A 22,354-nucleotide genomic window follows, 5' to 3' on the forward strand; every position below is an offset into this window, starting at 1 on the left:
CCATGGCCAATCTGCGTATTGCGCTGGTAGCGGGTGAGGCTTCCGGTGACATTCTGGGTGCGGGCCTCATGCGCGCGCTCAAGGCTCGCCACCCGGCGGTCGAGTTCATCGGTGTCGGTGGTCCGTTGATGCAGGCTGAAGGCCTGACCTCGTATTTCCCGATGGAGCGTCTGTCAGTCATGGGCCTGGTGGAAGTGCTGGGCCGGTTGCGCGAACTGCTGGCGCGGCGCAAGAAGCTGGTCGCCGACCTGATCGACGCGAAACCCGATGTGTTCATCGGTATCGACGCCCCGGACTTCAACCTCAATATCGAACTCAAGCTGCGCCAGGCCGGAATCAAGACCGTGCATTACGTCAGCCCGTCGGTCTGGGCCTGGCGGCAGAAACGCGTGCTGAAGATTCGCGAAGGCTGCGACCTGATGCTCACGCTGTTCCCGTTCGAAGCCAGATTCTACGAAGAGAAAGGCGTGCCGGTGCGGTTCGTCGGCCATACCCTGGCCGATGCCATTCCACTCCAGGCCGATCGCGCTGCTGCGCGGGCCGAACTCGGTTTGCCCGACGGGCCGCTGGTGGCATTGATGCCCGGCAGCCGTGGCGGTGAAGTCGGCCGGCTCGGTGCGTTGTTTCTCGATACGGCGCAGCGCCTACGGGCAATGCGTCCGGGTGTGCGATTTGTCATGCCCTGCGCCAGTCCTCAGCGCCGGACCCAGATCGAAGCATTGCTGGCCGGTCGCGATTTGCCACTGACCTTGCTCGATGGCAAATCCCATTTGGCCCTGGCAGCATGCGATGCGGTGTTGATTGCCTCCGGCACTGCAACGCTTGAAGCGCTGCTGTACAAGCGGCCGATGGTGGTCGCCTATCGCCTGGCGCCGCTGACGTTCTGGATTCTCAAACGCATGGTGAAAAGCCCCTACATTTCGTTGCCGAACTTGTTGGCCCAGCGTCTGTTGGTGCCCGAGTTGTTGCAGGACGATGCCACGGTCGATGCGCTGGCCCAGACCTTGTCGCCGCTGATCGAGGGTGGGGAAGAGCAGACCCGCGGTTTTGACGAGATACACCGGACCCTGCGTCTGGATGCCTCCAACCAGGCTGCGGACGCAGTGCTGAACCTGATCGGCCAAGTAAAATGAGTAAAACGAATATGCAGATGGGGCTGGATTTCACCTTGGTCGCTGAAATCGAAGAGTTGGTTGCCGGTGTCGATGAAGTCGGTCGCGGTCCGCTCTGTGGCGCGGTGGTGACGGCGGCAGTGATCCTTGATCCGAACCGCCCGATCCTCGGCCTGAACGACTCGAAGAAACTCACCGAAGCCCGTCGCGAAAAGCTCTACGACGAAATCTGCGAAAAAGCCCTGAGCTGGTGCATCGCTCGCGCCGAAGTCGAAGAAATCGACGAACTGAATATCCTGCACGCCACCATGCTGGCCATGCAGCGCGCGGTCGCCGGGCTGCACGTTCAGCCGAAGCTGGCGATGATCGACGGCAACCGTTGCCCGAAACTGCCGATGCGCTCCGAGGCTGTGGTCAAGGGCGATAGCAAGGTTCCAGCCATCGCCGCCGCATCGATCCTGGCCAAGGTCAGCCGCGATCGTGAAATGGCCGCGTTCGAATTGATCTACCCGGGTTACGGCATCGGCGGGCATAAAGGCTACCCGACGCCCGTTCATCTGGAAGCACTGGCACGGCTTGGGCCGACCCCGATTCATCGGCGTTCGTTTGCTCCGGTGCGGCTGGCATATGAGGCTCGTGAAGGTTTGATCGAGAGTTAGTCGCAAGGCTGATGTTTTACTCAAGGCCCGGTACAATCCGGGCCTTGTTGTTTTCATGACTTAACGCAGGATCACTATGCCGGCTTCATTCGTTCACCTACGCCTGCACACTGAATACTCCCTGGTCGACGGTCTGGTGCGGATCAAACCGCTGGTCAAGACCCTGGTCGGCATGAACATGCCTGCCGTAGCGGTCACCGACCAGAACAACATGTGTTCCCTGGTCAAATTCTATAAAAACGCCATGGGTGCCGGGATCAAGCCGATCTGCGGCGCCGACCTGTGGCTGTCGAACAAGGATCCGGACAATCCGCTTAGCCGGATCAGCCTGCTGGTGATGAACGCCGAAGGCTATCGCAACCTTACCGAACTGATTTCCCGCGGCTTCATCGATGGTCAGCGCAACGGCGCGATCATCATCGAACGCGAATGGGTAGCTGAAGCCAACTCGGGCTTGATCATGCTGTCGGCGGCCAAAGAAGGCGAGATCGGCCAGGCCATGCTCAGCGGCAACCCCGTCGAGGCCGAAACCCTGGCCCGCGAATGGATGGAAGTGTTTCCGGATCGTTTCTATCTGGAAATCCAGCGCACCAACCGCCCCAACGATGAAGAGCAACTGCACGGCGCCGTGGCCCTGGCCGAGAAGCTCGGTGCGCCGCTGGTGGCGACCAACGATGTGCGCTTCATCAAGCAGGAAGACTTCGCTGCCCACGAAACCCGCGTTTGCATCGGTGAGGGTCGCGCCCTCGACGATCCGCGGCGTTCGAAGAATTACAGTGATCAGCAGTACCTCAAAAGCGCCGATGAAATGGCCGAGCTGTTCAGCGACATTCCCGAAGCGCTGGAAAACACCGTCGAGATCGCCAAGCGCTGCAACATCGAAGTGAAGCTGGGCACGCACTTCCTGCCCAACTTCCCGATCCCCGATGGCATGACCATCGACGAGTACTTCCGCAAGGTGTCCTTCGACGGCCTGGAAGAGCGCCTTAGTGTACTGCTGCCCAAAGACACCACCGAAGACTACGAAGCCAAGCGTCAGGTCTATGTCGACCGGCTGAATTTCGAGCTGGATATCATCATCCAGATGGGGTTCCCGGGATACTTCCTGATCGTGATGGACTTTATCCAGTGGGCCAAGAGCAACGGCGTGCCGGTGGGTCCTGGCCGTGGATCGGGTGCCGGGTCGCTGGTGGCCTACGTACAGAAGATCACCGACCTCGATCCGCTGGAATATGACCTGCTGTTCGAACGTTTCCTTAACCCGGAACGGGTATCGATGCCCGACTTCGACGTCGACTTCTGCATGGACGGTCGTGACCGGGTCATCGACTACGTGGCCGAGAAGTACGGCCGCAATGCGGTAAGCCAGATCATCACCTTCGGTTCCATGGCGGCAAAGGCTGTGGTCCGCGACGTGGCGCGGGTGCAGGGCAAGTCCTACGGCCTGGCGGATCGTCTGTCGAAGATGATTCCGTTCGAAGTCGGCATGACCCTGGAAAAGGCCTACGAGCAGGAAGAAATCCTGCGCGACTTCATCAAGGTCGATGAAGAGGCCGCGGAAATCTGGGAAATGGCCCGCAAGCTCGAAGGCATTGTGCGTAACGTCGGCAAGCACGCCGGTGGTGTTGTAATCGCCCCGACCAAGCTGACCGACTTCTCGCCGATCTATTGCGACGAGGCCGGTGACGGCCTGGTAACCCAGTTCGACAAGGACGACGTCGAGGCGGCCGGCCTTGTGAAGTTCGACTTCCTCGGTCTGCGGACCCTGACGATCATCGACTGGGCGCTGAAAACCATCAACCGCGACCGCGCCAAGGTCAACGAACCGCCGCTGGATATCGCGTTCATTCCGCTGGACGACAAGCCGACCTACACCTTGCTGCAAAAAGCCGAAACCACGGCGGTGTTCCAGCTTGAATCCCGGGGCATGAAAGAGCTGATCAAAAAGCTCAAGCCCGACTGCCTGGAAGACTTGATCGCACTGGTGGCACTGTTCCGTCCGGGCCCGCTGCAATCGGGCATGGTGGACGACTTCATCAACCGTAAGCACGGTCGCGCCGAGCTGGCGTATCCGCACTCGGACTACCAGTACGAAGGCCTCAAGCCAGTACTGGCGCCAACCTACGGCATCATCCTGTATCAGGAACAGGTGATGCAGATTGCCCAGGTCATGGCCGGTTACACCCTCGGTGGTGCGGACATGCTGCGTCGAGCCATGGGTAAGAAAAAACCCGAGGAAATGGCCAAGCAGCGCGGCGGCTTCATTGAAGGTTGCGCCACCAACAATATCGACGCGGACCTGGCCGGTAACATTTTCGACCTGGTGGAAAAATTCGCCGGTTACGGCTTCAACAAGTCCCACTCCGCCGCCTATGGCCTGGTGTCGTACCAGACCGCATGGCTGAAGACGCACTACCCGGCGCCGTTCATGGCCGCGGTACTCTCGGCGGATATGCACAACACCGACAAGGTCGTGACCTTGATCGAAGAAGTGCGGACCATGAAGCTGCGTCTCGACGCGCCGGACGTGAACACGTCCGAATTCAAGTTCACGGTGAACGACGAAGGCCGGATCATTTACGGCCTGGGTGCAATCAAGGGCGTGGGCGAAGGCCCGGTCGAGGCGATCACCGAAGCGCGTCTGGCCGGTCCGTTCAAGGATCTGTTCGATTTCTGCGCCCGGGTCGACCTCAAGCGTATCAACAAGCGCACTCTCGACGGTTTGATCCGCAGCGGTGCCCTGGATCGCCTCGGGCCGTATTTCCACGACGAGCAGAAAGCCTACCAGGCCAACATCGACCGCAATCGCGCGGTGCTGCTGACGGCCATGGAAGAAGCGATCAAGGCGGCCGAACAGACCGCGCGCACCCAGGACAGCGGACACTCCGACCTGTTTGGCGGTCTGTTCGTCGAAGAAGACGCCGACGTCTACGCCAATCACCGCAAGGCCAAGGAGCTGACCCTCAAGGAGCGCCTGAAAGGGGAGAAAGATACCCTCGGCCTGTACCTGACCGGTCACCCGATCGACGAATACGAAGGTGAAATCCGTCGCTTCGCCCGCCAGCGCATCATCGACCTGAAACCGGCGCGCGATACCCAGACTGTTGCCGGGATGATCATCGCCTTGCGGGTGATGAAGAACAAAAAGGGCGACAAGATGGGGTTCATCACTCTCGACGACCGCTCCGGACGGATCGAGGCCTCGCTGTTTTCCGAGGCGTTCCATTCCGCGCAGTCGCTGTTGCAGACCGATGCGATGGTGGTGGTCGAAGGCGAGGTCAGCAATGACGACTTCTCCGGTGGCCTGAAGTTGCGGGTCAAGCGGGTGATGAGCATGGAAGATGCGCGCACCAACCTGGCCGAGAGCCTGCGCCTGAAGTTGCATGCCAAGGACCTCAAGGGCGATCAGCTACGCTGGCTGGGTGAACTGTTGAAGCGTCACCGCGGCGCGTGCCCGGTCACCATGGACTACACCAGCCCTGATGCGAAGGCCATGTTGCAGTTCGGCGAAGGCTGGCGGATCGATCCGGCGGATGCGTTGATTCAAGCCCTGCGTGACCAGTTCGGGCGAGACAACGTCTTCCTCCAATACCGTTGACGGTCAGTGCTATCAGATTGCCCTGACCTTGACCTGAATTTTTAATCTCGACCTCAACGCGCCTGTCCCTTAAGGTAGGGCGCGAATAGACAACCGGCCGGCCCAAGAATCCTTGGGACTCGACCCAAGACGGACGCCTATGAACCCGAATTTTCTAGATTTCGAACAGCCGATCGCCGACCTGCAAGCCAAGATCGAAGAGTTGCGCTTGGTCGGTAATGACAATTCGCTGAATATCGGCGATGAGATCTCCCGCCTGCAGGACAAGAGCAAAACGCTGACCGAAGACATCTTCGGCAAGTTGACCAGCTGGCAGATCGCACGTCTGGCGCGTCACCCGAAACGTCCGTATACCCTGGACTACATCGAACACATCTTCACCGAGTTCGACGAACTGCACGGTGACCGTCACTTCTCCGACGACGCTGCCATCGTTGGCGGTATTGCCCGTCTGGACGACAAGCCGGTGATGATCATCGGTCACCAGAAAGGTCGTGAAGTGCGCGAGAAGGTTCGCCGCAACTTCGGCATGCCGCGTCCGGAAGGCTACCGCAAGGCTTGCCGCCTGATGGAAATGGCCGAACGTTTCAAAATGCCGATCCTGACCTTCATCGACACCCCGGGCGCTTACCCTGGCATCGACGCTGAAGAGCGTAACCAGAGCGAGGCGATCGCCTGGAACCTGCGTGTCATGGCCCGCCTGAAAACCCCAATCATCGCCACCGTGATCGGTGAGGGTGGTTCCGGTGGTGCACTGGCGATCGGTGTCTGCGACCAGTTGAACATGCTGCAATACTCAACCTACGCGGTGATCTCGCCGGAAGGTTGCGCTTCGATTCTGTGGAAAACCGCCGAGAAAGCACCGGATGCCGCAGAAGCGATGGGCATCACCGCCGAGCGCCTCAAAGGCCTGGGCATCGTGGACAAGGTGATTGGCGAGCCACTGGGCGGCGCGCACCGTGACCCGGCCACTGCCGCTGCATCGATCCGCGCCGAGCTGAGCTCGCAACTGGCGATGCTGAAGAAGTTCGATAACGACGCGCTGCTCAAGCGCCGCTACGATCGACTGATGAGCTACGGTCTCTAAGCCGTACACGCAGTACCCATGTGTGGGAGCGAGCCTGCTCGCGAAAGCGGTATAACAGCCAACGAATGTGTTGAATGTTGAACCGTCTTCGCGAGCAAGTCGGGACGCCGAACCGCCGCTCCCACATTTGATTTGTGCAAGGTGATGGATATGAGTCGGTCCAATATTGATCTGCCCGCCAGACTCTTGTTGAATCTTGCCTCGTGGCGCAATGCCGCCACTTGGCACATAGCCTTCTCCGGCGGCCTGGACTCCACCGTCCTGCTGCACCTTCTGGCAACACTCTCCAAAACCCAATCCCTGCCGGCGCTGAGCGCCATCCATGTTCATCACGGCCTTCAAGCCGTGGCGGATGCGTGGCCGGAACATTGTCGTGCTGTGTGCGCTGCGCTGGGCGTTCCGCTGCAAGTGGTTCGCGTGCAGGTGCAACCGGGTGCCAGCCTTGAACGTGCAGCCCGGGATGCGCGGTATCACGTCTTCACTGAAACCGTTCAGGCCAACGAAGTGCTGCTGACGGCCCAGCACCGCGACGATCAGGCGGAAACCCTGTTGTTTCGCTTGTTGCGCGGAGCGGGCGTGCGCGGATTGTCCGCAATGCCGCGTCAGCGCCCGTTGGGCAAGGGGCATCTGCTGCGGCCATTGCTTGATGTGACACGGGCTGAACTGGAGGCTTATGCCAGTGAGCATGGCTTGAGCTGGATCGAAGATCCCTCGAACCAGGATCGACAGTACTCGCGCAATTACCTGCGGCATCAAGTCCTGCCCGCGCTGATCCAGCGCTGGCCGCAAGCGGTGGCGACCATGGCCCGCAGCGCGGCGCATTTGACTGAAGCGCAGGGGCTGCTCGAAGAACTGGCGGACATGGATTTGCGTGAGGCCAGCTCTGCCAGTGAGTTTGCCTGGCTGGGCTTGCGATCCCTTGAACTGGCGCCCCTTGCGCAACTGTCAGATGCCCGGCAGCGCAACGCCTTGAGTCATTGGCTCGAACCGCTGACCCGCCTGCCGGATACCGACCATTGGTCGGGTTGGGAGGATTTGCGCGATGCCACCGGCGATGCCTGCCCGGTGTGGCGGCTGGCCGATGGCGAACTGCATCGGGCGGGCGGGCGGATCTGGTGGCTGTCCGGCCACTGGCTGCGGCCTTTGCCCGGCGCCGGGGTGTGGCTGGATCCGGCTTCTGCGCTGGCTATCCCGGGCAACGGCGTGCTTTTGCTCACCGGCCAAATCCCCGATGGCCCGCTGCATATCCGCTATCGTGAAGGGGGAGAGGTCATGGCATTGCCAGGCCGCGGCCACCGTGACCTGAAACGTTTGCTCAATGAAAACGCTGTACCGTCCTTCGTACGCGGCAGATTGCCGCTGCTCTACAAAGACGGGCAACTGCTGGCGGTAGCGAACCTCAAGGGGCTCGATGGTGGTGCGCTCGGCGACTGGCATTTGCATTGGCAGCCACTGAACGAAGATCAAGGTTTGAGCTGAAAGGGGCTTTCCGGTAGACTACGCTCCCTTCTTGATACAACTTCTGTGGATTCGCCTGAATTGCAGGAGTTGCCGATTACCAAGCAGTCTTTGCTGGGCGATTCCAAAAAATGTGTAGCGAGCAACGAACCGGTGTTTCATTTTCCGGTCTGTCCCAACGCGGCGGTTTTTTTGAAAGGTGCACTGTGATTAATGCAGGTGATCGGGGGCTTCGGCCTTCCTTCGCTTTCCCCGGCGGCTCGGACCGCTTTAACGCAGACTTCTAGGGTTTTTCATGACGCGCTACATATTCGTCACGGGCGGTGTTGTTTCTTCATTGGGGAAAGGCATTGCATCGGCATCATTGGCGGCCATCCTGGAGGCGCGGGGACTTAAGGTCACCATGCTGAAGCTGGACCCGTACATCAACGTCGACCCGGGCACCATGAGCCCGTTCCAGCACGGTGAAGTGTTCGTCACCCACGACGGCGCCGAGACCGACCTGGACCTGGGTCACTACGAGCGGTTCATCCGCACGACCATGACCCAGAACAACAACTTCACCACCGGCCGTGTCTACGAACACGTCCTGCGCAAGGAGCGCCGTGGTGACTACCTGGGCGCAACCATCCAGGTGATCCCGCACATCACCGACGAAATCAAGCGCCGCATCATCAAGGGCGCCGGCGATGCTGACGTGGCAATGGTCGAGATCGGTGGCACCGTGGGTGACATCGAATCACAACCGTTCCTCGAAGCCATCCGCCAGCTGCGTTTCGAAGTCGGCGCCAAGCGCGCGATGCTGATGCACCTGACACTGGTGCCGTACATCGCCACTGCCGGCGAAACCAAGACCAAGCCAACCCAGCACTCGGTGAAGGAACTGCGTTCCATCGGCCTGCAACCGGACGTGCTGGTCTGCCGCTCCGACCACCCGATCGATGTGTCGTCGCGTCGCAAGATCGCGCAGTTCACCAACGTTGAAGAACGTGCGGTGATCGCGCTGGAAGACGCCGACACCATCTACAAGATCCCGGGCATCCTGCACTCCCAGGGCCTGGACGATTTCGTCGTCGAGCGTTTCGGCCTGCAATGCGGCGGTGCCGATCTGTCCGAGTGGGAAGCCGTGGTCGACGCCAAGCTCAACCCTGAGCATGAAGTCACCATCGCCATGGTCGGCAAGTACATGGAGCTGCTGGACGCCTACAAGTCGCTGATCGAAGCGATGAGTCACGCCGGCATCAGCAACCGTACCAAGGTCAACCTGCGCTACATCGATTCCGAAGACATCGAGAACCAGGGCACCGCGCTGCTGGAAGGCGTCGACGCCATCCTGGTACCAGGCGGCTTCGGTCTGCGTGGCGTTGAAGGCAAGATCACTGCCGTTCAATACGCTCGCGAAAACAAGGTTCCGTACCTGGGCATCTGCCTGGGCATGCAAGTGGCCGTTATCGAGTTCGCACGTAACGTGATGGGCTGGAAAGACGCCAACTCCACCGAGTTCGATCGTGCAAGCGGTCACCCGGTCGTGGGCCTGATCACCGAGTGGGAAGATGCCACCGGCGCTGTCGAAACCCGTACCGAAACCTCCGATCTGGGCGGCACCATGCGCCTGGGCGCGCAGGATTGCCTGCTGGAGCCGGGTTCCCTGGTTCATGGTTGCTACGGCAAGGATGTGATTGTCGAGCGTCATCGTCATCGCTACGAAGTGAACAACAACCTGCTGCCGCAAATCATGGAAGCCGGTTTGAAAATCTCCGGTCGCTCCGGTGATGGCGCACTGGTTGAAGTGGTTGAAGCTCCGGATCACCCATGGTTCGTCGCTTGCCAGTTCCACCCTGAGTTCACCTCGACGCCACGCGACGGTCACCCGCTGTTCAGCGGTTTCGTCAAGGCAGCGTTGACTCAACACCAGAAGAAGGCGTAACCCCGATGGCACAGAAGATCATCCGCGTCGGCGACATCGAGATTGCCAACGACAAACCCATGGTGCTGTTCGGCGGCATGAACGTGCTGGAAAGCCGTGATATGGCCATGCAGGTTTGCGAAGAGTATGTGAAGGTCACCGAAAAGCTCGGTATCCCTTACGTGTTCAAGGCCAGTTTCGACAAGGCCAACCGGTCTTCTGTGACCTCCTATCGTGGTCCTGGCCTGGAAGAAGGCATGCGCATCTTCCAGGACATCAAGCAAGCCTTCGGCGTGCCGATCATCACCGACGTCCACGAGCCTGATCAGGCCGCGGTCGTCGCTGAAGTCTGCGACATCATCCAGTTGCCGGCCTTCCTGTCGCGCCAGACCGACCTCGTTGTCGCGATGGCAAAGACCGGCGCTGTGATCAACATCAAGAAAGCCCAGTTCCTCGCACCTCAGGAGATGAAGCACATCCTGAACAAGTGCGTGGAAGCGGGTAACGATCAGTTGATCCTCTGCGAGCGTGGTTCGAGCTTCGGCTACAACAACCTGGTCGTCGACATGCTCGGTTTCGGTATCATGAAACAGTTCGAATACCCGGTGTTTTTCGACGTGACCCACGCGCTGCAAATGCCTGGTGGTCGCTCCGATTCCGCCGGCGGTCGTCGCGCCCAGGTCCTCGATCTGGCAAAAGCCGGCATGAGCCAGTCCCTGGCTGGCTTGTTCCTCGAAGCTCACCCGGATCCGGACAACGCCAAATGCGACGGTCCTTGCGCCTTGCGCCTGGACAAACTGGAGCCATTCCTGGCCCAGCTCAAGGCTTTGGACGAACTGGTGAAGAGTTTTCCGACGGTAGAAACCGCGTAATCCTCAATTCTCCGGTAAAGTACCGCACGATTTAACGCCCAGGCCCTCGGGCCTGAGCCTTGTCGTCTGCAAGACTGCCCGCTGCACCTCACTTGCCGACGATCAAAGATTTCCTACAGCTGCGTCGTTTTCGTCAACTTTGGAGTGTTTACAACAATGGCTAAAATCGTCGACATCAAAGGTCGTGAAGTTCTCGACTCCCGTGGCAATCCCACCGTGGAAGCGGACGTGCTTCTCGACAACGGCATCATCGGCAGTGCCTGCGCGCCGTCCGGTGCTTCCACTGGCTCGCGTGAAGCGCTCGAGCTGCGTGATGGCGACAAGAGCCGTTACCTGGGCAAGGGCGTTCTGAAGGCCGTAGCCAACATCAACGGTCCGATCCGCGACCTGTTGAAAGGCATGGACCCAAGCGACCAGAAAGCGCTCGATCTGGCAATGATCAAGCTCGACGGTACTGAAAACAAAGGTTCCCTGGGCGCCAACGCGATCCTCGCCGTTTCCCTGGCCGCGGCCAAGGCAGCAGCACAGGACCAGGACCTGCCGCTGTACGCTCACATCGCCAACCTGAACGGCACCCCGGGTGTCTACTCGATGCCGGTTCCGATGATGAACATCATCAACGGTGGCGAGCACGCCGATAACAACGTCGACATCCAGGAATTCATGGTTCAGCCGGTTGGCGCCAAGTCTTTCTCGGAAGGTCTGCGCATGGGCACCGAGATTTTCCACCACCTCAAGGCTGTACTGAAGGCCCGTGGCCTGAGCACTGCCGTGGGTGACGAAGGTGGTTTCGCACCGAACCTGGCTTCCAACGAAGACGCTTTGAAAGTGATCTCCGAAGCCGTGGCCAACGCCGGTTACAAGCTGGGCACCGACGTGACCCTGGCCCTGGACTGCGCGGCCAGCGAATTCTACGAAGACGGCAAGTACAACCTGTCCGGCGAAGGCCAGGTGTTCACCGCCGAAGGTTTCGCTGATTACCTGAAAGGTCTGACCGAGCGTTACCCGATCATCTCCATCGAAGATGGCCTGGACGAGTCCGACTGGGCTGGCTGGAAGATCCTTACCGACAAGATCGGCGAGAAGACCCAGCTGGTAGGCGACGACCTGTTCGTCACCAACACCAAGATCCTGAAAGAAGGCATCGACAAGAAGATCGCCAACTCGATCCTGATCAAGTTCAACCAGATCGGCACCCTGACCGAAACCCTGGAAGCCATCCAGATGGCCAAGGCTGCCGGTTACACTGCCGTGATCTCGCACCGCTCCGGCGAAACCGAAGATTCGACCATTGCCGACCTGGCCGTGGGCACCTCGGCTGGCCAGATCAAGACCGGCTCCCTGTGCCGTTCCGACCGTGTTTCCAAGTACAACCAACTGCTGCGTATCGAAGAGCAGTTGAACGGCAAAGCCAAGTACAACGGTCGCAGCGAGTTCCGCGGTTAAGCGGTAACTCGTAAAAAGTCAGCGGATTGTGTCGGAAAAATCGCTACAGCGACGTTTTTGCCACTAATCTGATGCCTTATATGCACAAGCCTGGTTCTTCCAGGCTTCGTGCTATCAGAAGCTTCACGTTTGGCATGGCTGTCTTTTTTCACTGGATACCTGATATTCGATGCGCAGTCCCAATTGGTTGTTCCTCATCCTGCTTTTGTTGCTGGCTGGCCTGCAGTACCGCCTGTGGGTGGGAAACGGCAGTCTGGCGCAAGTGGCCGAGTTGACTCAGCAGATTGCCGATCAGCAAGCTGAGAACCAGGCACTACTGGAGCGCAACCGGGTGATGGACGCCGAAGTCAGTGAGTTGAAAAAGGGCATGGAGACCGTCGAAGAACGGGCTCGCCATGAGTTGGGCATGGTCAAGGACGGTGAAACCCTTTACCAGTTGGCCCAATGATTAATTCGTTACCGGCCTTCTGGGCCGTGATTCCTGCCGCGGGCGTCGGTGCCCGTATGGCCGCGGACCGTCCCAAGCAATACTTGCAACTGGGCGGGCGCACTATTCTCGAACACAGCCTTGGCTGTTTCCTTGATCATCCATGCCTGAAAGGTCTGGTGGTCAGTGTTGCCGTTGACGATCCTTATTGGCCGAACCTGGCGTGTGCCAGTGATCCGCGTATTGCCCGGGTCGAGGGCGGCGCCGAACGTTCCGGCTCGGTGCTCAATGCCTTGCTGCACTTGCATGCGCAGGGTGCCGACGATGAGGATTGGGTACTGGTTCACGATGCCGCACGGCCGAACCTCAGTCGTGACGATCTGGACAAGCTGCTGGCTGAGCTGGCTGACGACCCTGTCGGCGGGCTGTTGGCGGTTCCGGCGCGGGATACGCTCAAGCGGGTCGACAAGCACGGTCGTGTGGTCGAAACCGTGGATCGCAGCGTGATCTGGCAGGCCTACACGCCGCAGATGTTCCGCCTTGGGGCGTTGCATCGGGCTTTGGCGGATAGTCTGGTGGCCGATGCCGTTATTACCGACGAAGCTTCGGCGATGGAGTGGGCCGGTTCGGCACCGCGCCTGATCGAAGGGCGGTCCGATAACCTCAAGGTTACGCGTCCCGAAGACCTTGAATGGTTGAGACAGCGTTGGGTCAATCGTCGCTAATTGGCGTACTCAGGCTGTTCCGCCAACCCCACCTTCAAAAAATCCACCAGCTTGCGCACCTTCGGCGACAAATGCCGCTGCTGCGGGTACAACGCCCAAACTGCCGTGTTCGGTGGTTGATGCGCCTCCAGCAATGAAATCAACGCGCCGCTATTCAAATGCTCCAACACGTAATAGTCCGGCAACTGACACAACCCCACGCCCTGTAGCGCCGCATCCAGCACGGCTTGCCCACTGTTGCAGCGCCAGTTTCCCTGCACCCGTTGGGAAAATTCCCTCCCGTTCTGTTCCAGTTGCCAAAGGTCGGAACTGCCGATGAGGCAATTGTGGCGACTGAGTTCCGACAGACTGTGCGGCCGACCGTAGCGTTCAAGATAGGAGGGCGATGCACAGAGAAACATGCGTCGCGGCGCGAGACGGGTGGCGACCAGCCGTGAATCCTGCAAGCGCCCGAGGCGAATCGCCAGGTCCAGGCCTTCGTGCACCAGATCAAGCTGGCGATTGGTCAGTTCGATGTCGATGCGCAGTTGCGGATACAGCCCCATGAAGCGGGTCACCAGAGGCACGATGAAACGTTCGCCGTAAGCCACGGCGCAGGTCATGCGCAGCATGCCCTTGGGTTCGCTGGTCAGGTCACCGACCGCGCGCAACGCTTCTTCGCGACCATCCTGCAAACGCTGACAATGTTGCAGGAAGGTTTGCCCGGCTTCGGTCAGCGCGACCCGGCGAGTACTGCGGTAGAGCAGACGGGTTTGCAGGCGTTCTTCGAGGCGTACGATTTGTCGACTGATATGGGAGGAAGAAACCCCCAGGCGCTCCGCAGCAGCGGTGAACTGGTTGCATTCGGCAACGGCGACGAACTCGTCGATCCCTTCCCAGCGATTTTCGGACATTGATGATTATCCCTGTACGGCAATAATATTTTGCATTTGCCTCGATTATTCATCGTTGAGCCATGTATTACACTCACTGTCTCGTTTTTATTCGCTGGAGAGTCATCATGATCAAGTCGCGCGCCGCCGTTGCCTTCGAGGCCAAGAAGCCCCTCGAAATCGTTGAAGTCGATGTCGCCATGCCCAAGGCCGGCGAAGTATTGCTGCGCGTGGTGGCCTCCGGTGTTTGCCATACCGATGCCTACACATTGTCCGGCGCTGATCCGGAAGGCATCTTCCCGTCGATCCTCGGCCATGAAGGTGGTGCGATCGTGGAAGCAATCGGCGAGGGCGTGACCTCCGTTGCGGTGGGCGATCATGTGATCCCGCTGTACACCCCGGAATGCCGTCAGTGCAAATTCTGTCTGTCGGGTAAAACCAACCTCTGCCAGGCGATTCGCGCGACCCAGGGCAAAGGCTTGATGCCCGACGGGACTTCGCGTTTTTCCTACAAGGGCGAAACGATTTTCCACTACATGGGTACTTCCACCTTCTCCGAGTACACCGTACTCCCGGAGATTTCCGTTGCGAAAATCGCCAAGGAAGCGCCACTGGAAAAAGTCTGCCTGCTGGGCTGCGGTGTCACCACCGGTATCGGTGCCGTGCTCAACACCGCCAAGGTGAAACCGGGTGACACCGTGGCCATTTTCGGCCTCGGCGGCATCGGTCTGTCGGCTGTCATCGGCGCTGTCAAAGCCAAGGCTGCCCGCATCATCGCCATCGACATCAACCCGGCCAAATTCGAAATCGCCAAGCAGCTGGGCGCAACCGACTGTGTGAACCCGAAAGACTTCGATCGCCCGATCCAGGAAGTCATCGTCGACATGACCGATGGCGGCGTCGACTTTTCCTTCGAGTGCATCGGCAACGTGCAACTGATGCGCGCGGCGCTGGAGTGCTGCCACAAAGGCTGGGGCGAGTCGGTCATCATCGGTGTTGCCGGTGCCGGTCAGGAAATCTCGACCCGTCCGTTCCAGTTGGTCACCGGCCGCGTCTGGCGGGGTTCGGCGTTCGGCGGCGTGCGCGGCCGTACCGAGTTACCAAGCTATGTGGAGATGGCCGAGTCCGGTGAGATTCCGCTGGATACCTTCATCACCCACACCATGGGCCTGGAAGATATCAACAAGGCGTTTGACCTGATGCATGAAGGAAAAAGCATCCGCTCCGTCATCCATTTCTGAGGTCCGCCATGAGCCTGGAAAACATCTCCTGCCAGAAAAGCTTCGGCGGCTGGCACAAACGCTATCGCCATCGCTCGGAAGTGCTCGGCTGCGACATGGTGTTCGCCGTGTACCTGCCGCCGCAAGCGGAGCAGGGCGGCAAGCTGCCGGTGTTGTACTGGTTGTCCGGCCTGACCTGCACCGATGAGAACTTCATGCAAAAGGCCGGCGCCATGCGCATGGCCGCCGAGTTGGGGCTGATCATCGTCGCACCGGATACCAGCCCTCGCGGTCCTGATGTGCCGGGTGATCCGGATGGCGCCTGGGACTTCGGCCTCGGCGCCGGGTTTTACCTGAATGCCACCCAGGAGCCTTGGTCGCGCCACTATCGGATGCATGACTATGTCGTGCAGGAATTGCCGACATTGGTTGAAGCCCATTTCCCGGCATCGGACAAGCGCGGCATCAGTGGCCATTCCATGGGCGGCCACGGTGCGCTGGTCTGCGCATTGCGCAATCCGGGGCGCTATCTGTCGGTGTCGGCGTTCTCGCCAATCAACAATCCGATGGATTGCCCGTGGGGGCAGAAAGCCTTCTCCCGGTATCTGGGAGAGGACCGTTCGAAGTGGCGCGAATGGGATGCCTGCGCGTTGATTGCCGAGGCCGATGAAAAGCTGCCGCTGCTGGTCGACCAGGGAGATCGCGACGATTTCCTCGCCAACCAGCTCAAGCCCGAAGCCTTGCAGCAGGCGGCCAAACTGGCCGGCCACCCGTTGACGTTGCGCCTGCAACCGGGCTACGACCACAGCTATTTCTTCATCGCCAGTTTCATCGAAGATCACTTGCAACATCACGCGCATGCTCTAGGCACTCAATAGCAGGTAGAATCACGCCCTGACAAAAATCGGGGCGTTTTTTTATGCGTATTGGCCACGGCTATGATGTGCACCGTTTCGCTGAAGGCGATTTCATCACTCTGGGCGGCGTGCGCATTGCACACAGCTTCGGGCTGCTCGCTCACTCTGACGGTGACGTCCTCTTGCACGCCTTGAGCGATGCCTTGCTCGGCGCCGCGGCGCTGGGAGACATCGGCAAGCATTTCCCGGATACCGACCCGAAATTCAAGGGCGCCGACAGCCGTGCGCTGTTGCGTCACGTCGTCGCACTGGTCCATGCCAAAGGCTGGAAAGTCGGCAACGTCGATAACACCATCGTCGCCCAGGCGCCGAAAATGGCCCCGCATATCGAATCGATGCGCGCGCTGATTGCCGCGGATCTTCAAGTAGAGTTGGATCAAGTGAACGTGAAAGCTACCACCACCGAAAAGCTCGGCTTTGTCGGTCGCGAAGAAGGCATCGCCGTGCACTCCGTTGCCTTGTTGCTGCGCGCATGAACGAATTGCAATTGCTCGGCCCGCGGGCTTACGGTGAGGCCCTCGGCACGGCGGTCCTGAAAGCGATCGCGGAAGATTTCCAGGTCGACGAAGTCCTCGACATTCCCCTCAGTGGCGAAGGCGAACACCTGTGGATCTGGGTGGAAAAGCGCGGCCTGAACACAGAAGAAGCGGCGCGACGGATTGCCAAGGCTGCCGGCGTGCCATTGCGCACCGTCAGTTATGCCGGGCTCAAGGACCGTCAGGCGTTGACTCGCCAGTGGTTCAGCGTGCAATTGCCGGGCAAGGCCGACCCTGATTTGTCGGCCGCAGAAAACGATACGCTGAAGATCCTCAAGACCACCCGCCACAAGCGCAAGCTGCAACGCGGTGCGCACTCGGCCAACGGCTTCACCTTGCGCCTGACGCAGTTCGCTGGCGACAAGGCAGCGCTTGAAGAGCGTCTGCAACTGATCGCCAAACACGGCATCCCCAATTATTTCGGCGCCCAGCGCTTCGGCCATGACGGCGGCAACGTCGTCGATGCTCGCGCCTGGGCCGCGCGCAAGGCCTTGCCGGAGCAGCGCAACGTGCGCTCGCGCCTGCTTTCCACGGCGCGCAGTTTTCTGTTCAATCAGGTACTGGCCGCACGTGTCGCCGATGGCACCTGGCAGCGTGCCCAGGTCGGCGATCTGCTTGCGTTCACCGACAGTCGCAGCTTTTTCCCGGCAGGCGAAGCCGAGTGCAGCGACCCGCGCCTGGCGATTCTCGATCTGCACCCGACCGGTCCGCAGTGGGGCGAAGGTGACTCGCCGGCCACGGGCGTTGTCCATGAACTGGAGCAGGCGATTGCTGCACGCGAAGCGGACCTTCGCGATTGGTTGATCAGCGCCGGTATGAGCCACGAACGTCGCATCCTGCGGCTGCCCATTGGCGGGTTGACGTGGCATTATCCCTCGCTGGACATTCTGCAACTGGAATTCGTCCTGCCGGCCGGATGCTTCGCCACCGTATTGGTGCGCGAGCTTGTTGATCTGGTGCCGGTGGGGCAGACGGACAGCCCATGCGTATTCTGATTTCTAACGACGATGGGGTAACAGCACCCGGTCTCGCCGCGCTTTATGCTGCGCTGGCGGATTACACCGAGTGCGTGGTTATCGCCCCGGACCAGGACAAGAGCGGCGCCAGCAGTTCGCTGACGCTCGACCGTCCGTTGCACCCGCAAACCCTGGCCAACGGCTTTATCAGCCTCAACGGCACTCCGACCGATTGTGTGCACCTGGGCCTCAACGGCCTGCTGGAGCGCGAAGCGGACATGGTAGTTTCCGGTATCAACCTGGGCGCGAACCTGGGGGACGATGTGCTGTATTCCGGTACGGTGGCGGCGGCCCTCGAGGGGCGTTTCCTGAAACACCCTTCGTTTGCCTTTTCGCTGGTCTCACGCCAGGTAGATAACCTTCCCACAGCTGCCCATTTCGCGCGCAAACTGGTCGAAGCCCATGCTGACCTGGATCTGCCACCGCGTACGGTACTGAACGTGAACATTCCCAATTTGCCGCTGGATCGTATCCGCGGTATCCAGCTGACTCGCCTGGGCCATCGCGCCCGAGCCGCGGCACCGATGAAAGTGGTGGATCCGCGAGGCAAGTCCGGTTACTGGATCGCGGCGGCCGGGGATGCCGAAGACGGTGGCCCGGGTACCGATTTCCATGCAGTGATGCAGGGTTATGTTTCGATCACGCCGCTGCAACTGGATCGCACCTTCAATGATGCCTTCAGAAGTCTGGACGGCTGGCTGGAGGGGCTGCGCTGATGGGTCGCGAACAAGACGATATGCTGCGTCGCGGCATCGGCATGACCTCCCAGCGAACCCGGGAGCGGCTGATCCAGCGCCTGTACGAAGAAGGCATCTCCAACGCCAGGGTACTGGAGGTCATTCGCCGGACCCCGCGCCACCTGTTCGTCGACGAAGCACTGGCGCACCGTGCCTATGAAGACACGGCGCTGCCGATTGGCAACAACCAGACCATCTCCCAGCCTTATATGGTGGCGCGCATGAGCGAGCTGCTGCTGGAGGCCGGTCCTCTCGACAAGGTGCTGGAGATCGGCACCGGGTCGGGTTATCAGACGGCGGTGCTGTCGCAACTGGTCGAGCGTGTGTTCTCGGTCGAGCGCATCAAGGTTCTGCAGGATCGGGCAAAGGAACGTCTGGTCGAACTGAACCTGCGCAACGTGGTGTTCCGCTGGGGAGATGGCTGGGAAGGCTGGCCGGCACTGGCACCGTACAACGGGATTATCGTCACCGCAGTGGCGACCGATGTGCCCCAGGCACTGCTTGACCAGTTGGCACCGGGAGGCCGAATGGTGATCCCGGTCGGGGCCGGCGAAGTCCAGCAATTGATGCTGATCATTCGCGAGGAACAAGGTTTTTCCAGGCATGTCCTGGGGGCTGTGCGCTTCGTGCCGTTGCTCAATGGGCCACTGGCCTGAGCATTTGTTTCGGCGCGCTGAATTCTCTTCGATTGCCTTTGTCTTACAGCAGCATCGTTGGGTTGAACGGGATTCATCGTCAGGCAGCAAACGTGTGCGCGACGCCAATTCGCTACATTAAAGGTAAAGCGTGCACGGCCCGTTATACTTGCGACAGTTCATTACCGGACTCCGGTATTTCACATTTTCAGCCACCACAGAGGGAGCGGCGGGTGAGTCTCACAGTCATTGCGCAGCGAATGAGTAAAACGAGCTTTCAGCGCCTGGTGACTGGCCTTGTCTTGAGCACCTTGCTGGTCGGTTGTTCCAGCAACAAGTCCAGCGATGTTCGTGTCGTGGACCGCAACAATGCCGCGGCTCAGCGTCCAGCCGTGACCACCGGACAATACGTGGTTCGGCCCAAGGACACCCTGTTCTCCATCGCCTTCCGTTACGGCTGGGACTACAAGGCCCTGGCGGCACGCAACAACATTCCTGCGCCTTACACCATTCGTCCGGGTCAGACGATTCGCTTTGATGGACGTACCGATTCAACGTCGACGGCGGTGGTCGGTTCGTCCAGTTCAACACCTTCGTCATCGAGTAAAACAACAGTCATCCGTCGTTCGGCAAACGGTACGACCACCAGCACAACGACGGTTGTACCGTCCGTCGCGAGCAAGCCTGCCTCCGCTGCGATGCCCCCTCCGGGGCCAGCCCCGACCGGCTGGGGATGGCCATCTAATGGCATTCTGATTGGAAAATTCTCTTCAAACGGTAGTTTGAATAAAGGAATTGATATCGCCGGAGATTTGGGACAGCCTGTTTTAGCTGCGTCTGATGGGACGGTGGTATACGCCGGGAGTGGCTTAAGGGGCTACGGCGAATTAGTAATCATCAAACACAGTGAAACCTACGTAAGTGCCTACGGACATAACCGCAGGCTGTTGGTTCGGGAGGGGCAGCAGGTCAAGGTCGGACAGACAATTGCCGAAATGGGGTCAACGGGTACAGACCGGGTGAAACTGCATTTTGAGATTCGCCGCCAGGGTAAACCTGTAGATCCGCTGCAATTCCTGCCACGTCGTTGATCGCTTACCAGCCTGTTCCGTCGCGTAGAGGGGACAGGCTCCAGCGTTGCCAGGGAGAAAGGCGCCGCTTGAGCTTGAGGTCGAACTCACCAAAGGACTATAACAATGGCTCTCAGTAAAGAAGTGCCGGAGTTTGACATCGACGATGAGGTTCTCCTGATGGAGAGCAGCATCGATACGGATTCGATGTCGAATGATGAAGGGGCGGCTCCACCTTCCGTTCGTGCCAAATCCAAACACTCCGCATCCTTGAAACAACACAAGTACATTGATTACACGCGGGCACTTGATGCCACGCAGCTGTATCTCAATGAAATTGGTTTCTCTCCCCTGCTATCACCCGAAGAAGAAGTTCATTTTGCGCGCCTGTCGCAAAGTGGCGATCCGGCCGGGCGCAAACGCATGATTGAAAGTAACCTGCGGCTGGTGGTGAAAATCGCCCGGCGTTACGTCAATCGTGGGTTGTCGCTGCTGGACCTGATCGAAGAGGGCAACCTCGGCTTGATCCGGGCGGTGGAGAAGTTCGATCCGGAACGCGGTTTCCGCTTCTCGACCTACGCGACCTGGTGGATTCGCCAGACCATCGAACGCGCAATCATGAATCAGACCCGGACCATCCGGCTGCCGATCCATGTGGTCAAGGAGCTGAATGTGTACCTGCGGGCCGCGCGGGAGCTGACGCAAAAACTCGACCATGAACCCTCACCCGAAGAAATCGCCAACCTGCTGGAAAAACCGGTGGGAGAGGTCAAGCGCATGCTGGGCCTTAACGAACGGGTTTCTTCGGTCGACGTCTCGCTGGGTCCGGATTCGGATAAAACCCTGCTCGATACCCTGACTGACGACCGTCCAACCGATCCATGCGAGCTGCTGCAGGACGACGACCTGTCCCAGAGCATCGATCAATGGCTCTCGGAACTGACCGACAAGCAACGCGAAGTGGTTGTACGCCGCTTCGGCCTGCGCGGTCATGAAAGCAGCACCCTGGAAGACGTAGGCCTGGAAATCGGCCTGACCCGTGAGCGGGTCAGACAGATTCAGGTCGAAGGCTTGAAGCGGCTGCGCGAGATCCTGGAAAAAAATGGTCTGTCGAGTGAGTCGCTGTTCCAATAAGGCGCTCACTGCGATGGCATGAAAAACCCCGACTGGCTCGGGGTTTTTTATTGTCTGGCCAGCAGACCGAATCCCCTCGGGATTTTGGTTTCGTACTGTAAGCCTGGGCTTACTCTTGCGTAAGTGTTCGTTATTTTTACACCCTGGCAGTCGTCCATGCGGAACGCTGTTCGCCTCTATATTTATGATCTATATGGCTATTTTTTAATATTAATGATGTGTGACAGCTGGATCTGGCGCCAAGGGGCGATTGATCCCGGAGGGGAAAGCTCTAGTATTGAGGTTGTGTCGACGGACAGACACGTCCTTCATGGATGAGGGATATGGATATCGCAGGACGCGATTCATCAGGACGATGAAAAGGAACACAGGGAATAGGGAAAAAATGTGGGCGGGTCAAACCGCCCCTTTTTTTGCCTGCAGAAAAGCAAAAAGGCCCTTGTGGGGCCTTTTTCGCGAACGCGGGGGTAATCAGCGTTCGAGGTCTGCGATCTTGCCTTTCTTGCCATCCCACTCTTCAGCGTCGGGCATCGAATCTTTCTTCTCGGTGATGTTTGGCCAGATATCGGCCAACTCAGCGTTCAGCTCGATGAAGTTTTCCATGCCGGCCGGAACCTCATCCTCGGAGAAGATAGCCACGGCAGGGCATTCAGGTTCGCACAGCGCGCAATCGATGCACTCATCCGGGTGGATCACCAGGAAATTCGGGCCTTCGTAAAAGCAGTCCACCGGACAGACTTCTACGCAGTCGGTGTACTTGCACTTGATGCAGTTGTCGGTGACGACGAAGGTCATTTCTAATTTTCTCCTCAGGCGCGGCTTGCTGCGCCCCTTCTCGTAGGGGTCGCCAGGTTCGGGAGCGATAGTCTGCTGGCCAGGCTATTAGCCAGCAGCATCCCAAACCGCGCGAGATTCTAACAGCTTGCA

20 protein-coding genes are annotated in these 22,354 nt (G+C 59.4%); 18 read left to right on the forward strand and 2 right to left on the reverse strand.

Annotation, left to right across the window (positions count from 1 at the left end):
* Window positions 1–2 precede the first annotated feature (2 nt).
* From lpxB to ispD, 10 genes are all read left to right on the forward strand, one after another.
* Window positions 3–1,133 (forward strand): lipid-A-disaccharide synthase, encoded by a 1,131-nt coding sequence (gene lpxB, locus AC3IX1_RS05910; RefSeq protein WP_489387483.1) that lies wholly within the window; start codon window positions 3–5, stop codon window positions 1,131–1,133.
* 11 nt (window positions 1,134–1,144) lie between these two features.
* Window positions 1,145–1,771 carry a ribonuclease HII gene (gene rnhB / locus AC3IX1_RS05915; protein WP_340316675.1) on the forward strand — a complete coding sequence of 209 codons (627 nt, stop codon included), beginning with the start codon at window positions 1,145–1,147 and terminating at the stop codon, window positions 1,769–1,771.
* A 76-nt stretch (window positions 1,772–1,847) separates the two neighbouring features.
* Window positions 1,848–5,369: a DNA polymerase III subunit alpha gene (gene dnaE / locus AC3IX1_RS05920; protein ID WP_489387484.1), complete on the forward strand. Its 3,522-nt coding sequence runs from the start codon at window positions 1,848–1,850 to the stop codon at window positions 5,367–5,369.
* Window positions 5,370–5,508: 139 nt separating this feature from the next.
* Window positions 5,509–6,456: an acetyl-CoA carboxylase carboxyltransferase subunit alpha gene (locus tag AC3IX1_RS05925; protein WP_150718431.1), complete on the forward strand. Its 948-nt coding sequence runs from the start codon at window positions 5,509–5,511 to the stop codon at window positions 6,454–6,456.
* A 150-nt stretch (window positions 6,457–6,606) separates the two neighbouring features.
* Complete coding sequence (gene tilS, locus AC3IX1_RS05930; protein ID WP_489387485.1) at window positions 6,607–7,935, forward strand: tRNA lysidine(34) synthetase TilS; 1,329 nt, start codon at window positions 6,607–6,609, stop codon at window positions 7,933–7,935.
* A 274-nt stretch (window positions 7,936–8,209) separates the two neighbouring features.
* Window positions 8,210–9,841: a CTP synthase gene (gene pyrG / locus AC3IX1_RS05935; RefSeq protein ID WP_110657475.1), complete on the forward strand. Its 1,632-nt coding sequence runs from the start codon at window positions 8,210–8,212 to the stop codon at window positions 9,839–9,841.
* A gap of 5 nt (window positions 9,842–9,846) precedes the next feature.
* A complete protein-coding gene (gene kdsA / locus AC3IX1_RS05940; protein WP_056720954.1) occupies window positions 9,847–10,692 on the forward strand; it encodes a 3-deoxy-8-phosphooctulonate synthase in 846 nt (281 codons plus the stop codon).
* 156 nt (window positions 10,693–10,848) lie between these two features.
* Window positions 10,849–12,138, forward strand: a complete 1,290-nt coding sequence (gene eno, locus AC3IX1_RS05945; RefSeq protein WP_056720952.1) for a phosphopyruvate hydratase — start codon at window positions 10,849–10,851, stop codon at window positions 12,136–12,138.
* Window positions 12,139–12,307: 169 nt separating this feature from the next.
* Window positions 12,308–12,586 carry a cell division protein FtsB gene (gene ftsB, locus AC3IX1_RS05950; protein WP_007970710.1) on the forward strand — a complete coding sequence of 93 codons (279 nt, stop codon included), beginning with the start codon at window positions 12,308–12,310 and terminating at the stop codon, window positions 12,584–12,586.
* Window positions 12,583–13,290, forward strand: a complete 708-nt coding sequence (gene ispD / locus AC3IX1_RS05955; RefSeq protein ID WP_489387486.1) for a 2-C-methyl-D-erythritol 4-phosphate cytidylyltransferase — start codon at window positions 12,583–12,585, stop codon at window positions 13,288–13,290. The genes ftsB and ispD overlap by 4 nt, the downstream gene beginning before the upstream one ends.
* Here the strand turns inward: ispD and AC3IX1_RS05960 are convergent.
* Window positions 13,287–14,183: a LysR family transcriptional regulator gene (locus AC3IX1_RS05960; protein WP_489387487.1), complete on the reverse strand. Its 897-nt coding sequence runs from the start codon at window positions 14,181–14,183 to the stop codon at window positions 13,287–13,289. The two genes, ispD and AC3IX1_RS05960, sit on opposite strands and share 4 nt — an antisense overlap.
* Before the next feature lie 107 nt (window positions 14,184–14,290).
* Between AC3IX1_RS05960 and AC3IX1_RS05965 the strand changes: the two genes are divergently transcribed.
* The 8 genes from AC3IX1_RS05965 to rpoS all read left to right on the forward strand — a co-directional run bounded on the left by AC3IX1_RS05965 (window position 14,291) and on the right by rpoS (window position 21,427).
* Window positions 14,291–15,403: an S-(hydroxymethyl)glutathione dehydrogenase/class III alcohol dehydrogenase gene (locus AC3IX1_RS05965; RefSeq protein ID WP_007970717.1), complete on the forward strand. Its 1,113-nt coding sequence runs from the start codon at window positions 14,291–14,293 to the stop codon at window positions 15,401–15,403.
* Window positions 15,404–15,411: 8 nt separating this feature from the next.
* Window positions 15,412–16,260 carry an S-formylglutathione hydrolase gene (fghA, locus tag AC3IX1_RS05970; protein WP_423502792.1) on the forward strand — a complete coding sequence of 283 codons (849 nt, stop codon included), beginning with the start codon at window positions 15,412–15,414 and terminating at the stop codon, window positions 16,258–16,260.
* Window positions 16,261–16,301: 41 nt separating this feature from the next.
* Window positions 16,302–16,775 (forward strand): 2-C-methyl-D-erythritol 2,4-cyclodiphosphate synthase, encoded by a 474-nt coding sequence (ispF, locus tag AC3IX1_RS05975; RefSeq protein WP_056720941.1) that lies wholly within the window; start codon window positions 16,302–16,304, stop codon window positions 16,773–16,775.
* Entirely contained in the window at window positions 16,772–17,830 is a 1,059-nt protein-coding gene (truD, locus tag AC3IX1_RS05980; RefSeq protein ID WP_489387488.1) for a tRNA pseudouridine(13) synthase TruD, read from the forward strand. The genes ispF and truD overlap by 4 nt, the downstream gene beginning before the upstream one ends.
* A complete protein-coding gene (gene surE / locus AC3IX1_RS05985) occupies window positions 17,818–18,567 on the forward strand; it encodes a 5'/3'-nucleotidase SurE (RefSeq protein ID WP_008054064.1) in 750 nt (249 codons plus the stop codon). The genes truD and surE overlap by 13 nt, the downstream gene beginning before the upstream one ends.
* Before the next feature lie 41 nt (window positions 18,568–18,608).
* Entirely contained in the window at window positions 18,609–19,244 is a 636-nt protein-coding gene (locus AC3IX1_RS05990) for a protein-L-isoaspartate(D-aspartate) O-methyltransferase (RefSeq protein ID WP_172435346.1), read from the forward strand.
* A gap of 212 nt (window positions 19,245–19,456) precedes the next feature.
* A complete protein-coding gene (locus AC3IX1_RS05995) occupies window positions 19,457–20,314 on the forward strand; it encodes a peptidoglycan DD-metalloendopeptidase family protein (RefSeq protein ID WP_489387489.1) in 858 nt (285 codons plus the stop codon).
* A 105-nt stretch (window positions 20,315–20,419) separates the two neighbouring features.
* Window positions 20,420–21,427: an RNA polymerase sigma factor RpoS gene (gene rpoS / locus AC3IX1_RS06000; protein WP_007990225.1), complete on the forward strand. Its 1,008-nt coding sequence runs from the start codon at window positions 20,420–20,422 to the stop codon at window positions 21,425–21,427.
* Window positions 21,428–21,898: 471 nt separating this feature from the next.
* Here the strand turns inward: rpoS and fdxA are convergent, their stop codons facing one another.
* On the reverse strand, window positions 21,899–22,222 hold the full coding sequence (gene fdxA / locus AC3IX1_RS06005; RefSeq protein WP_150727667.1) for a ferredoxin FdxA: 324 nt from the start codon (window positions 22,220–22,222) through the stop codon (window positions 21,899–21,901).
* Between the last annotated feature and the right edge of the window lie 132 nt (window positions 22,223–22,354).

The sequence above is a fragment of the Pseudomonas sp. KH_046_2 genome, assembly GCF_057838985.1.

Coding starts and splice junctions, on each gene's coding strand:
- lpxB (WP_489387483.1), top strand. CDS start 3: ATGGCCAATCTGCGTATTGCGCTGGTAGCGGGTGAGGCTTCCGGTGAC.
- rnhB (WP_340316675.1), top strand. CDS start 1,145: ATGCAGATGGGGCTGGATTTCACCTTGGTCGCTGAAATCGAAGAGTTG.
- dnaE (WP_489387484.1), top strand. CDS start 1,848: ATGCCGGCTTCATTCGTTCACCTACGCCTGCACACTGAATACTCCCTG.
- AC3IX1_RS05925 (WP_150718431.1), top strand. CDS start 5,509: ATGAACCCGAATTTTCTAGATTTCGAACAGCCGATCGCCGACCTGCAA.
- tilS (WP_489387485.1), top strand. CDS start 6,607: ATGAGTCGGTCCAATATTGATCTGCCCGCCAGACTCTTGTTGAATCTT.
- pyrG (WP_110657475.1), top strand. CDS start 8,210: ATGACGCGCTACATATTCGTCACGGGCGGTGTTGTTTCTTCATTGGGG.
- kdsA (WP_056720954.1), top strand. CDS start 9,847: ATGGCACAGAAGATCATCCGCGTCGGCGACATCGAGATTGCCAACGAC.
- eno (WP_056720952.1), top strand. CDS start 10,849: ATGGCTAAAATCGTCGACATCAAAGGTCGTGAAGTTCTCGACTCCCGT.
- ftsB (WP_007970710.1), top strand. CDS start 12,308: ATGCGCAGTCCCAATTGGTTGTTCCTCATCCTGCTTTTGTTGCTGGCT.
- ispD (WP_489387486.1), top strand. CDS start 12,583: ATGATTAATTCGTTACCGGCCTTCTGGGCCGTGATTCCTGCCGCGGGC.
- AC3IX1_RS05960 (WP_489387487.1), bottom strand. CDS start 14,183: ATGTCCGAAAATCGCTGGGAAGGGATCGACGAGTTCGTCGCCGTTGCC.
- AC3IX1_RS05965 (WP_007970717.1), top strand. CDS start 14,291: ATGATCAAGTCGCGCGCCGCCGTTGCCTTCGAGGCCAAGAAGCCCCTC.
- fghA (WP_423502792.1), top strand. CDS start 15,412: ATGAGCCTGGAAAACATCTCCTGCCAGAAAAGCTTCGGCGGCTGGCAC.
- ispF (WP_056720941.1), top strand. CDS start 16,302: ATGCGTATTGGCCACGGCTATGATGTGCACCGTTTCGCTGAAGGCGAT.
- truD (WP_489387488.1), top strand. CDS start 16,772: ATGAACGAATTGCAATTGCTCGGCCCGCGGGCTTACGGTGAGGCCCTC.
- surE (WP_008054064.1), top strand. CDS start 17,818: ATGCGTATTCTGATTTCTAACGACGATGGGGTAACAGCACCCGGTCTC.
- AC3IX1_RS05990 (WP_172435346.1), top strand. CDS start 18,609: ATGACCTCCCAGCGAACCCGGGAGCGGCTGATCCAGCGCCTGTACGAA.
- rpoS (WP_007990225.1), top strand. CDS start 20,420: ATGGCTCTCAGTAAAGAAGTGCCGGAGTTTGACATCGACGATGAGGTT.
- fdxA (WP_150727667.1), bottom strand. CDS start 22,222: ATGACCTTCGTCGTCACCGACAACTGCATCAAGTGCAAGTACACCGAC.